10 protein-coding genes are annotated in these 12,846 nt (G+C 67.8%); 6 read left to right on the plus strand and 4 right to left on the minus strand.

Annotated elements, in window-relative coordinates; genetic code table 11:
- Nucleotides 1-95 precede the first annotated feature (95 nt).
- The 6 genes from QW863_RS09925 (at nt 96) to QW863_RS09950 (ending at nt 8,447) form a co-directional block, all read left to right on the plus strand.
- A complete protein-coding gene (locus tag QW863_RS09925) occupies nt 96-2,246 on the plus strand; it encodes an ATP-binding protein (RefSeq protein WP_315716767.1) in 2,151 nt (716 codons plus the stop codon).
- A gap of 64 nt (nt 2,247-2,310) precedes the next feature.
- On the plus strand, nt 2,311-4,266 hold the full coding sequence (locus QW863_RS09930; protein WP_315716766.1) for an ABC transporter ATP-binding protein/permease: 1,956 nt from the start codon (nt 2,311-2,313) through the stop codon (nt 4,264-4,266).
- Nucleotides 4,267-4,384: 118 nt separating this feature from the next.
- The gene (locus QW863_RS09935) at nt 4,385-5,212 is read left to right on the plus strand and encodes an FkbM family methyltransferase (protein WP_315716765.1); all 828 of its coding nucleotides are present in this window, start codon (nt 4,385-4,387) and stop codon (nt 5,210-5,212) included.
- Between the two features lie 82 nt (nt 5,213-5,294).
- On the plus strand, nt 5,295-5,780 hold the full coding sequence (locus QW863_RS09940) for a pyridoxamine 5'-phosphate oxidase family protein (protein WP_315767654.1): 486 nt from the start codon (nt 5,295-5,297) through the stop codon (nt 5,778-5,780).
- Nucleotides 5,780-5,998, plus strand: a complete 219-nt coding sequence (locus QW863_RS09945; RefSeq protein ID WP_315716762.1) for a hypothetical protein — start codon at nt 5,780-5,782, stop codon at nt 5,996-5,998. Before QW863_RS09940 ends, QW863_RS09945 begins: the two co-directional genes overlap by 1 nt.
- Before the next feature lie 244 nt (nt 5,999-6,242).
- Entirely contained in the window at nt 6,243-8,447 is a 2,205-nt protein-coding gene (locus tag QW863_RS09950; RefSeq protein WP_315716761.1) for an OmpA family protein, read from the plus strand.
- 190 nt (nt 8,448-8,637) lie between these two features.
- On the opposite strand, the gene argG is transcribed toward QW863_RS09950, so the two are convergent.
- From argG to rlmN, 4 genes are all read right to left on the minus strand, one after another.
- Nucleotides 8,638-9,975 (minus strand): argininosuccinate synthase, encoded by a 1,338-nt coding sequence (gene argG, locus QW863_RS09955; protein WP_315716760.1) that lies wholly within the window; start codon nt 9,973-9,975, stop codon nt 8,638-8,640.
- A gap of 112 nt (nt 9,976-10,087) precedes the next feature.
- Nucleotides 10,088-10,867, minus strand: a complete 780-nt coding sequence (locus tag QW863_RS09960) for a phosphatase PAP2 family protein (RefSeq protein ID WP_315716759.1) — start codon at nt 10,865-10,867, stop codon at nt 10,088-10,090.
- Between the two features lie 46 nt (nt 10,868-10,913).
- A complete protein-coding gene (locus QW863_RS09965; RefSeq protein ID WP_315716758.1) occupies nt 10,914-11,399 on the minus strand; it encodes a hypothetical protein in 486 nt (161 codons plus the stop codon).
- Nucleotides 11,400-11,555: 156 nt separating this feature from the next.
- A complete protein-coding gene (gene rlmN / locus QW863_RS09970) occupies nt 11,556-12,767 on the minus strand; it encodes a 23S rRNA (adenine(2503)-C(2))-methyltransferase RlmN (RefSeq protein WP_315716757.1) in 1,212 nt (403 codons plus the stop codon).
- Between the last annotated feature and the right edge of the window lie 79 nt (nt 12,768-12,846).

Consider the following 12,846-nt stretch of genomic DNA (forward strand, 5'->3'; position numbering starts at 1 on the left):
TTCCGCGCCCGATACCGGTGCAAGTTTCGGGCGCGGCTGGTTTGTAGCTGCCGTCGATTGCGTTAAGCTCGTGGCCCTTTGAAGCCGGAGCGACCGTGCAGACCGCACAACGCAAATCGATGACGATGCTGCGCTGGATGATGGTCGCGTCCCTCGCGCTTCCCGTCGCGCTGTTCGTGATCACGGCCTACGTATCCCACGGCACGACGAATGAGGAGGCCGATCGCGAGATCCGCCGCTCGCTCGAAATCGTCCATGAGCACGCGCTGAAGGTGTTCGAGACGATCGAGCGCAGCCTCTCGGAGATCGACGAGGTCGTCCGCGACCTGTCGGATGCCGACATCAAGGCGCGCGAGCAGGTGCTGCATGCCCGGTTGCGACAATTGTCGGACGCGCTCCCGCAGATGAAGTCCGCCTGGGTGTTCGACGCCAATGGCCGGCCGCTGGTCAACAGCATGATCTATCCGGCGCCGGACATGACGTTCCTCGACCGCGACTACTTCAGCGCCCACGTCAAGGACAGCATCGGCACCTTCATCGGCGCGCAGTTGACGCCTCGGCCGCCCTATCAAGGCGCGCCGTTCTTCAGCATCAGCCGCCGCCGCCAGAGCGACGACGGCAGCTTCACCGGTATCATCCAGGCTTCGGTGCTTCCGGATTATTTCGAGCACTTCTATGCCCGGATCGGCCGGGCGCCCGGCAGCTACTTCGCGCTGCGCCGCTTCGATGGTCTCGTTCTGGCGCGCTTCCCGGCCGGCGGGCGAAGCGCGGCTGCGGGGCCCAGCGACATCCCCGCCCGGGCCGCAGATACCGAGCAGCTCGTCACCGAGATCTCGCCGGTCGATGGCGTCGAGCGTCTCGTCGGGTATCAGCGGCTCGGCGGCTATCCGGTCTACGTCTCGGCAGGGCTTGCGACGTCGACCATCCGCAACCGCTGGCTCGGCACGATCGGCCGGCATCTCATCTTCGGCATCCCGGCAACCGCGCTGCTCATCGTCTTCCTGGCCCTTGCCCAGCGGCGGACCGAGCGCCTGCATGTCGAGGCCGCCCGCCGCCTCGAGGCCGAGGATGCGCTCAAGCACGGTCAGCGCATGGAGGCGCTGGGACAACTGACCGGCGGCGTCGCGCACGACTTCAACAATCTGCTGACCGTGATCCGGGCCTCGGCCGACCTGTTGCGCCGGCCGAATCTGGCTGATGAACGGCGGCAGCGCTATATCGACGCGATCTCGGATACGGTGGCGCGCGCATCGAAGCTCACGTCGCAGCTTCTCGCGTTCGCCCGTCGCCAGACGCTGAAGCCGGAGGTCTTCGACATCTGCCGCAGCGTCGTCGCCCTGCGCGACATGACCAAGACCCTGGTCGGGTCCCGCGTCGAGGTCGCGGTCTCCGTTCCCGACGAGCCGTGCTACGTCAATTGCGACGCTGGCCAGTTCGAGACGGCACTGATCAACCTGGCCGTCAATGCCCGCGATGCGATGGCCGGCCAGGGACGTCTTAGCATCACCGTCGCCCCTGCAGCGGCGCTGCCGACGCCGGCGGCGCCGCACGACCGTCCGCCGCTGGGCTATGTCGCCATCACCGTCCAGGACACCGGCGTCGGCATCCCGTCGGAGCATTTCGGACGCATCTTCGAGCCGTTCTTCACGACCAAGACCATCGGCCAGGGCACCGGCCTCGGTCTCTCGCAGGTCTTCGGCTTCGCGAAGCAGTCCGGCGGCGAAATTGGGGTCATGAGCCAGCCGGGCCGCGGCGCGACGTTCACGCTCTATCTGCCGCGCGTCGCTCCAGCCCAGGTGCAGCGCGGCGAGGACGGCAGCCATGCGGAGCCGATCGACGGTCGAGGCATGTCGGTGCTGGTGGTCGAGGACAACATCGACGTCGGCAGGTCGGCGACCGAAGCGCTGGCCGAGCTCGGCTATCGGACCACGCTGGTCGACAACGCCAGAGACGCGCTGGAGGAGCTGATCAGCGGCACCAGCCGGTTCGACGTCGTCTTCACCGATGTCGTGATGCCCGGCATGACTGGGCTGGAACTTGCCGAGGAAATCAGGCGGCTCGAGCTCAACGTGCCGGTCGTGCTCGCGAGTGGCTACAGCCATGTGCTGGCGCAGCAGGGCACGCATGGCTTCGAGCTGCTGCGCAAACCCTATTCGATCGAGGAATTGTCGCGCGTGCTGAACAAGGTCGTTCCGGTGCCGCTGTATCGCGCCCCACCAATGGCGCCGAATACGCAGGTGCCCTGAATCCGGCGCGCATTGCGCGGGAACCAAGCCGGGAACCTTCTGTTCGCACTGCTGTTATCGCGCGATGGGACAGGTTCAGGACACCGCGCGGCCGCCGGCACAGGCGCCCGAGAAGGCGCCGATCATCGAGATCGCGGCCGAGAATGGCGGCCAGGTTGAGCCGCCGCCGCCCGAACTGGTGGAGCCTGATCCGGAGCTGTCGCCCGAAGAGGCAGAGCAGCTGCGCAAGCGCTATCTGCTGACGCGGTTCTGGATCAGCGCCCGCGGTTATTGGGGCCAGAGCGGCGACCGTCTGGCGTGGGCGTTCACGATCGGGCTGCTGTTCCTGATCGTTGCGACTGTCGGATTTCAGTACGGCATCAACGTCTGGAATCGGTCGATCTTCGATGCGATCGAGAAACGCGATTCGGCGACCGTCTTTCATCTCACCGCGATCTTCTTCCCGCTCGCGATCGGCAGCGTCATTCTCGGCGTCGCCCAGGTCTATGCGCGCATGTCGATCCAGCGGCGCTGGCGGGCGTGGCTGACCAACAGCGTCGTCACCCGCTGGCTGGCCAGCGGGCGCTACTATCAGCTCAATCTCGTCAGCGGCGACCACAAGAATCCGGAATACCGGATCGCCGAGGACCTGCGCATCGCGACGGATTCGCCGGTCGACTTCATCGCCGGCGTGACCTCGGCGCTGCTGTCGGCTGCGACCTTCATCGTCGTGCTCTGGACCATCGGCGGCGCGCTGACGCTGCATCTCGGCGCCACCGAGATCACCATTCCCGGTTTTCTGGTCATTGCCGCGATCGCCTACGCCGCCATCGCCTCGGGCTCGATCATGACGATCGGCCGCCGCTTCGTGCAGGTCTCCGAGGACAAGAACCAGGCCGAGGCCGATTTCCGCTACACCCTGACCCGCGTCCGCGAAAACGGCGAGAGCATCGCCCTGCTCGGCGGCGAGACCGAAGAGCGCGCCGGCATCGACCGGACGTTCGGTAACGTGCTGCAGCAATGGGCGCGGCTCGCCGGCCAGCACATGCGCACCACCCTGGTGTCGCAGGGCTCCAGCCTCATCGCCCCTGTCGTGCCACTGCTGCTGTGCGCGCCGAAATTCCTCGACGGCAGCATGACGCTCGGGCAGGTGATGCAGGCGGCGAGCGCGTTCACGATCGTGCAGACCGCGTTCGGCTGGCTGGTCGACAACTATCCGCGGCTCGCGGATTGGAATGCCTGTGCCCGCCGCATCGCCTCGCTGATGATGTCGCTCGATGCGCTGGAACGTGCCGAGAGAGGCGACGGCATCGGCCGCATCAAGCGCGGCGAGACCACCGGCGACGCGATGCTCAGTCTGAATGATCTGCAGGTGACGCTCGACGACGGCACCGCCGTGGTCGGCGAGACCGAGGTCGTGGTCGATCCCGGCGAGCGCCTGCTCGTCGCGGGCGAATCCGGCACCGGGAAGAGCACGCTCGTGCGCGCCATCGCCGGGCTGTGGCCGTGGGGCGGCGGCAGCATCAACTTCCACCCCGACCGCAAGCTGTTCATGCTGCCGCAGCGACCCTACGTGCCATCGGGCACCCTGCGCCGGGCCGTCGCCTATCCCGGGGCTGCCGAGGATTGGAGCGTGGCGCAGGTCGGCGAAGCCCTGCACAAGGTCGGTCTCGACCATCTCAAGGACAAGATCGAGGAGGACGCGCCCTGGGATCAGACGCTCTCCGGCGGCGAGAAGCAGCGTCTCGCCTTCGCGCGCCTGCTGCTCCACAGCCCCGACATCGTCGTGCTCGATGAAGCCACCTCCGCGCTCGACGAGAAGAGCCAGGACAAGATGATGGAGATGGTGACGAGCGAGCTGCCGAAGGCGACCATCGTCAGCGTGGCGCATCGGGCGGAGCTCGAGGCCTTCCACAGCCGCAAGATCGTGCTCGAACGGCGCAAGGGCGGCGCCAAGCTCGTCAGCGACATCGATCTCATTCCGCGCAAGGGAAAGCGTCGCCTCATCGGCCGCTTCCTGCGTCAGCGCAAGGCGGCCTGAACGGCTCGGACGTTGCCTCAGCGCGGTCCTGGCGACGACACAATGCGGCCACGCCGCCTGCATTGGAGATCGCGGCGAAACCGGCTATCACACGTCGCCCTCAGCCCAGGACGCGACCTTGACGCCCGACAACGATCCTTCTCCGCCCCCCTTTGGTGCCTTTGCTCCGAATGCCGCCCAGGCGCTGGTGATCCGCATGGCGCACGGCTCCGGGCTGAAGCGCGGCGCGTTCCGGCCGATGTTGACGCGTGTCGTCAACATGCTCGGAGCAGGGCCTGTCGACGTCGGCTATCAGGGCGCCAATTTCCGCTTCTACCATCAGGTCAGTGCGACCGAACGCGGTGCACTGTTCAATCCCGACTACAATCGCGAGGAGCTGGATTTCCTGCGCAGCCACGTTCCGCCGGGCGGCGTGGTGGTGGATGTCGGCGCCAATGTCGGAACGTTCGCCTTGCCGCTTGCCCGTCACGTCGGGCCTGATGGCCTCGTGATCGCAGTGGAGCCGCATCCGGTCACGCATGCGCGGCTTAGCTTCAACCGTGCTGCGTCCGCGCTGCCCCAGGTCAGGCTGCTCGCGGTGGCAGCGGGTGAGAGCGATGGCGAGGTGATGATCGAGACCGATGGGGCCAATCTCGGCGCCAGTCACATCGTGACCGGCGAGGCCGGAGCGGAGGCGTTCAAGGTGCCGTCGTTGCGGCTGCAGACCATTCTCGCACAGGCCGGAGCGGCCAGGGTTGATGCGCTGAAGATCGACGTGGAAGGTTTTGAGGACCGCGTGCTGACCGGCTTCTTCCGTGATGCGCCTGCCGCGTTATGGCCGCGCGCCGTCGTCATCGAACACCTGTCGCGCGACGAATGGCAGAACGATTGTCTCGCCGACATGCTCGGTCGCGGTTACCGTGAGAGCGGCCGCACGCGCAGCAATACGCTGCTGCTGCGCGGCTGAACGGCGTTCGCTTTCCCCGGGCGCGTCCGGAACATCGGCGCCCCACGCGGCGTTGTCGCCCCTGACATTGAGGGAGCCGACCATGAGCAATGACGACGCGCGCGACCAGGACCGCGTTTGGGACCTGATGAAGAAGATCGGCTTTGCGATGCTGGTCACCCGCGATGGTGACAGGCTGCGGGCACGGCCGATGAGCGCGTATTTCGCGCGCGACGAGAACACGATCTATTTTCTCACCGACGCGCGGCATCACAAGGACGAGGAGATCGCGCGATCGCCGCAGGTCAATCTGTCGTTCGCAGACGCCGGCAACCAGAAATACGTGTCGCTCACGGGTACGGCGGCCATTTCCAACGATCGCGGCAAGATCCGGGAGCTGTTCTCGACGCCGGCCAAGGCCTGGTGGGACAGCGCCGAGGATCCGAACATCCGCCTCTTGAAGATCACGCCCGACGACGCTGAATTCTGGGATTCCCCCGGCACGGTCGTAAGCTACGTCAAGATGGCGGCGGCGGCGGTGACAGGCACGCGTCCCGTTCTCGGCGACAATCGAAAGGTCGCGATGTGATGCCGATCGAACCGCCAGAGATTCCGCCGGCGACGCCGGGCCGCCCGCTCGAACCGCCACCGGAGGATCCTGTCGGCAATCCGCAGCCCGACATTCCGCCGCCGGTCTACGAACCCGATGCGCCGGAGCCGCCGCGCGAGCTGCCGGGGCAGACGCCGGACGAAATCCCCGGCCGGGGGCCGCTCGGTCCGACCACACCGAATCCGGCCACGGATTGACCGCGATTGGACGGTCATGATGATCGCCTGCCAGGGGCTTGGTCGCTGGCCGGTCCCGCAGCCCTGCGGCCGCGCCAAGCCATTGAAAATCAAGGCTGAATGAAACCTGAATGGCGGCCCTGCGGGGGTGGCTTCGCGTCGAAATAAATCCCCCTGCGGATTTGAACTGCGCCACAATCCGGCCTAACGCATACTTGTTGATCTCTCCGTGCTTGAAAAAGATCGTTCCGGGAAAACAAGACACATGAGCAAACTTCGCGTCCTGCTGCTGGCGACGACTGCGCTGTCGGCGATGCAACTAATGAGCTCCGGCTCCCATGCGCAGGGGGCGCCGATGATCGTCGCCCAAGGCCCGGGCGGCGGCGAAGTCGGTCCAGACGGCCGGCCGAAACAGCAGCCGCAGGGGCAGCCGCAGCGACCTGGCCCAGGCGCGCCGCCACCGCATCAGGCTGCGCCTCCGCCGCCTCCCGCGCCGCCGCCGGCCGCTGCTCCACGCCCAGCGCCTCCACCGCCCGCGCCGCCACCGGCAGCGGCCCCGCGTCCCGCACCCCCTCCACCACCGCCTGCTCCGCCGCGGGCCGAGCCGCCGCGTCCGGCGCCCCCACCGCCACGGGCCGAGCCACCACGTCCGGCTGCTCCGCCGCCGCCCCCACCGCCGCCGCGGGCTGAGCCGCCACATTCGGCGCCGCCGCCTCCACGGGCCGAGCCGCCTGCACCTCCGCCGGCGCGTCCTGCGCCACCTGTTGCGGCTCCGCCGGTGCATACGCCGCCGCCTCCAGCGCCTCCGCCGGGGCCGCCGCGTGAGCCGGCACGTCCTGCGACTCCGCCTGCGTCCCCGCCGACGGCTGCTCCCGCGCGTCCAACGCCGCCCACGCCGCCCGTGGTCACGCCCGCCCCGCCACCTCCGCCGAGTCCGGCACCGAACCTGCGGCCGGGAACGCCGCCGTCAGCCGTGACACCCCCGCCTTCGTCGCCAGCGGCCGGGAACGCGTCGCCGCCTGCGCACTCGCCGGCTCCGTCCGCGGCGCCGTCTCCGCAGCCGACGCCGGCTCCGACTCCTCCGGTTGGCCCCGGGCAGCGGCCGCCGACACAGCCAGGTGCCGGCGCCCCGCCGCCTGGTGCTCCCCAGGGAGCACCCCCGCCACGCGGCGCGCCGACGCCGCCGGCCGGAACCGTCGCGCCTGCTCCGGGAACTCCGCCGGCGCCACCCGCGCCTCCGGCCACCCAGACGCCGTCGCAGCAAGGCACGCCGCCCGCAGCCGGGAGCCCGCCCGGCGGACGTCCGGGGACGCCCCCAGGAGCCCCGGGTGGTCCGCCTCCGGCGGCAGGTCCTGGTGCTGCCGGACCCGGTCCGGGACCCGCCGGCGCGCCGCAGGCCGGTCCTGGCGCTGTGCCGCCCGCCGGCCCTCCGGCCATGTCCAATCGGCCGCCGCCGCAGGTCACTGCGCCCATCCCGGCGCCGCCGCCGCCGACGGCACAGCAGCTCACGCCGATCGCGCCCGGCGCGCCGTTAGCGGGGCCGCAGCGGCTGGACGATTTCCGCGGCCAGCGCCGCGAGGTCCAGGAGGGCGGTCGCACGCTGATCTACGAGCCGGGCCGCGTCATCGTGCGCGATCCGAGCGGTCAGGAGTTCGTGCGTCATGACGAGCTTGAGCGCTTCCGCTACGGCGCGCGGGACATCCGCGTCCAGCAGGAGCGGGGAGAGACGCGCACGGTGGTGATCCGTCCCGACGGTAGCCAGATCGTCACGATCACCGCGCCGGACGGCCGGCTGCTGCGCCGCATCCGCCGCGACATCGGTGGCCGCGAGATCATCATCATCGACAACACCTACCGCGATCCCCAGGCGGTCGGCGGCTTCTACGTCGACCTGCCGCCGCCGGAGATCCGCATCCCCTACAACCGCTACATCGTCGACGCGGATGAGGCCGAGCCGGATGTCATCTACGACACGCTGATCGCGCCGCCGGTGGAGCGCGTCCAGCGCCGCTACTCGCTCGACGAGGTCCGCTACTCCCCATCGGTGCGACAGCTGATGCCGTCGATCGATCTCAACACGATTACCTTCGAGACCGGATCGTGGGAGATCAGTCCCGACCAGGTGGCGAAGCTGCAGGTCATCGCCGACGGCCTCAACCAGGCGATCCAGCGCAACCCGCGCGAGGTCTTCCTGATCGAGGGCCACACCGACGCGGTCGGCAACGACACCGACAATCTGTCGCTCTCGGATCGCCGCGCCGAGTCGGCCGCCACCTTGCTCACGCAGCAGTTCGGCGTGCCGGCCGAGAACCTGACCTCGCAGGGTTACGGCGCGCAGTACCTGAAGGAGCAGACGCAGGGGCCGAGCCGCATCAACCGCCGCGTCACGGTCCGCCGCATCACGCCGCTGCTCAATGGCGGCCAGGCCGCCCTGCCGCCGCCACCTCCGGGCGTCGCGCCGCCGCGGTGAGACGCGACTGAGCGAAAATGAAAATGGCCGGGAGCGATCCCGGCCATTTTTTGTTGGTGGCAATCTGTCGCGGCCAACTCGATCTCGTGCCCGCGAACGTGGGGACCCATACTCACAGGATCGAGTTTTGCGCGAGCTGCAGGGACGACACCGGCGAAAGCGGGTGCGCGTCTCGCCCAGAGACCTCGCTTCAGCCCTTGTCGTGGCCGAGCTGGAAGATCTGAGCGCCGTCCGCGCCCGACAGCAGCCCCGTGTCCGAATAGAGCTTCAGCTTGGAGCGGGTGTCGGTGATGTCGAGATTGCGCATCGTCAGCTGGCCGATGCGGTCGGCAGGCGTGAACGCGGCGTCCTCGACCTTCTCCATGCTCAGCCGCTCCGGCTGGTAGGTCAGGTTGGGGCTCTCGGTGTTGAGGATCGAGTAGTCGTTGCCGCGGCGCAGCTCCAGGGTCACCTCACCGGTGACGGCGCGCGCCACCCAGCGCTGCGCGGTCTCGCGCAGCATCAGCGCCTGCGAATCGAACCACCGGCCCTGATAGAGCAGGCGACCGAGGCGCATGCCGCTGATGCGGTACTGCTCGATCGTATCCTCGTTGTGGATGCCAGTGACGAGCCGCTCATAGGCGATGTGCAGCAGCGCCATGCCCGGCGCCTCGTAGATGCCGCGGCTCTTGGCTTCGATGATGCGGTTCTCGATCTGGTCGCTCATGCCGAGACCATGACGGCCGCCGATCGCGTTGGCCTCCAGGAACAGCGCCACGGGATCGCTGAAGCTCTGGCCGTTCAGCGCGACCGGCTGACCCTCCTCGAAGCGGACCACGACCGTCTCCGGCTTCACGGAGCAATCCTCGCGCCAGAACGGCACGCCCATGATCGGATTGACGATGCGGATGCCGCTGCTCAGGCTCTCGAGATCCTTGGCCTCGTGGGTGGCGCCGAGCAGATTGCTGTCGGTCGAATACGCCTTCTCGGCGCTCATCTTGTAGTCGAAGCCGTTGGCCGTGAGGAAGGCCGACATCTCGGCGCGGCCGCCGAGCTCGTCGATGAACTGCTGGTCGAGCCAGGGCTTGTAGATCTTGAGGCTCGGATTGGTCAGCAGGCCGTAGCGGTAGAAGCGCTCGATGTCGTTGCCCTTGTAGGTCGAGCCGTCGCCCCAGATGTTGACGCCATCCTCCTTCATCGCGGCGACCAGCATGGTGCCGGTGACGGCGCGGCCGAGCGGGGTGGTGTTGAAATAGGTGATGCCGCCGGTCGAGATGTGGAAGGCGCCCGACTGAATCGCGGCGATGCCCTCATGCACCAGCTGAGTGCGGCAATCCACGAGGCGCGCCTTCTCGGCCCCGAAGCTCACCGCCTTGCGCGGGATCTCGTCGTAGTCGGACTCGTCGGGTTGCCCGAGATTTGCCGTGTAGGCAAAGCAACGCGCGCCCTTCTGCTTCATCCAAAGCAGCGCGGCGCTGGTGTCGAGACCGCCGGAAAAGGCGATGCCGACCTTCTCGCCCTTGGGCAGGCTTTTCAGGATCGTGGTCATGGGAGAGTCCAACCGTGTTTGTGGCTGCGCCGTTCAGAAATTCGGGCGCGAATAACAGATTTTGCGTTGCTGGGCACGCCTTTAATGGCGACTGAGGGTGACCGGCCCGCGCTCAGGCCGCGGGGCTGGTATCCGCGGTACGGCGGCCGAACAGCCGGCGCATCAGGCGGAAGCCCGGCCAGGCGAAGCGGGTCAGGGCGGCGTCGATGCCGGCGTCGGTGAGGCGGGTGGACGGCCAGCGGTAGATGTAGCCGTGCAGCAGCCAGATCACGATGAAGGTGACGAGGCCGGCCGCGGCGATGTCGGTGAAGAAATGTCCGCCAAACGCCATCCGCAACACCGAGGTGGCGATGCCGAACAGGACGGCGGCGCCGTAGGCGACGGGCCGGATCGCGGGCGGCGTCAGCGCGGCCGGCGCCAGGGTCCAGAATGCGGTGGCTCCCTCTCCGGAGAAGAACGAGCAGTTGCGGCCGCAGCCGCCGCGCGGATCCCACCACGGCACGAACTGCATGTCGCCGCCGAACTCGGCCACGACAACCGGGCGCGGCCGGCCCCAATAGGATTTGAAGGTGAAGTTGGTGAGCACGCCGGCCGAGAGCGATAAGGTCAGCAGCAGGAACGCCACGGTGCGGCCCTTCACCAGCAGCGGCCGGTCGGGACGGACGAGCTTCACGACGAGCGCAACGATGGACGGCAGCGCGATGCCCCAGGCGACCCACATCGCGGCATCGCGCGCGAACGCAGCATAGCCGTCGAGCTTCACGGGGAAGCTGTGCGTGCGCGGATCGTAGAACAGCGCGGCCAGCTTGAGGTCGAGCTCGGGAAAGACGCCGAACAGCACGCCGATGACGAGCGCGAGCGACAATGCGATGAAGAGGCCGGTCCGGTTCATGGCGCGCGGTTTAGCGAAAGCGGATGGCGATGGAAAGGCCGGCGGCTCAACGTGGCGATCCCGACGGCAATGGCGGCGGTGGCGGCAGGCGCGGCGACGGCTCGCGCCAGCGGCCGGCGTTGCGGCCGGCAATCAGCCAATAGACCAGTCCGCCGACGATGCCGGCCCCGGTCAGGATCTCGAGATGGCGACGCACGATGCCCTCGAACCGGAAGGTCTCGGGATCGAACGGGACCAGGCCGAGATAGCAGGCTGCGCCGACCACGCCGCCGCCGATCGCGTAGGCGAGCACGCTGCGGATCGAGAAAGCCTCGGTGATCAGTGCGATCAGCAGCGCCGGGATCAGCGCGAAGCCCGACACGAAGATGAAGCCGAAGCCGATGATGACCTCGAACGCGCCCTGATCGATCGGGCCATTGCCGAGATCGGAGAACTCCGGAAACAGGACCGCGGTCACCACGATCAGCCCCGCGAGGAAGCACGCGGCAAGAAACGCGAGCGCGATCACGACGAGACGACCGATCAGCGCCATGGCTTTAGACCCGTATTACCCAAGCGAGGCCCCGCTTTCTTCGCTCGTCATGGCCCGGCATGAGCCGGCCATCCATCTCTCGGTCGATGAATCGATGGCGTCCGGGTCAAGCCCGGGCATGACGATCTCGTTCGGAGATGCAGGCGCGATCAATCATCAATCCGTCATCGCCATCGCGCGCAGTGCCTGACGCTCCCGCGCGGACAGCTTCTCCGTCTCCGACTTCAACTGGCCGCAGGCGGCGAGGATGTCGCGGCCGCGCGGCGTGCGCACCGGCGACGAATAGCCCGCGTTGAAGACGTATTCCGAGAACTTCTCGATCTGCTCCCAGTCCGAGCACTCATACGCCGAGCCGGGCCAGGGATTGAACGGGATCAGGTTGATCTTGGCCGGAATGCCCTTCAGCAGCTTGACCAGCAGCCGGGCGTCGTCGAGCGAATCATTGACGCCCTTGAGCATCACATATTCGAAGGTGATGCGGCGCGCGTTGGATGCGCCGGGATAGTCGCGGCAGGCCTGCAGCAGCTCGGCGATCGGATGTTTGCGGTTGAGCGGCACCAGCTCGTTGCGCAGCTCGTCGCGAACCGCATGCAGCGAGATCGCCAGCATCACGCCGATCTCCTCGCCGGCGCGCTTGATGTTCGGCACCACGCCGGAGGTCGACAGCGTGATGCGGCGGCGGGAGATGCCGATGCCCTCATTGTCGGAGACGATCAGCAGCGCGTCGCGCACCGCGTCGAAATTGTACAGCGGCTCGCCCATTCCCATCATGACGATGTTGGTGATGAGCCGGTTGCCGAGCGGGGTCTCGCGGTCGGCCCAGTCGTTCAGCCGGTCGCGCGCCACCATGACCTGGCCGACGATCTCGCCGGCCGTCAGGTTGCGCACCAGCCGCTGCGTGCCGGTGTGGCAGAACGAACAGTTGAGCGTGCAGCCGACCTGGGAGGAGACGCAGAGCGTGCCGCGATCGGTCTCGGGGATGTAGACGCACTCGACCTCGTGGGCCTTCTGCAGATTGTCGCCGCTCGGCAGCCGCAGCAGCCATTTGCGGGTGCCGTCGTTGGAGATCTGCTCGGCCACGACCTCGGGACGGTCGACCGTGAAATGTTCGGCCAGCGCGGTGCGTGTGTCCTTCGATACCGATGTCATCTCGTCGAACGACCTGGCGCCCCGGAAATAGATCCAGTGCCACAACTGCTGCACCCGCATCTTCTGCTGGCGCTCTGGCACTCCGACCTGGCCGAGCCTTGCTGCCAGCTCCGCGCGTGACAGGCCGATCAGCGAGGGCTTCGCCGGCGGGACGTAGGTTTCGAGCGGAGTCTTTTCGAGGGGCGCAGAGGAGTCGCGCAGCCCGGCAGTCGTTGCCATGTCGATGGGCCCAAAGTGCTGCCCGGCCGCGGCGGCCGAAGGCGTTCAGCGGGTTTATATAACGATCCGGCCGGCAAAT

It is taken from the genome of Bradyrhizobium sp. SZCCHNR1017 (assembly GCF_032381375.1).
Taxonomy (GTDB): Bacteria; Pseudomonadota; Alphaproteobacteria; order Rhizobiales; family Xanthobacteraceae; genus Bradyrhizobium.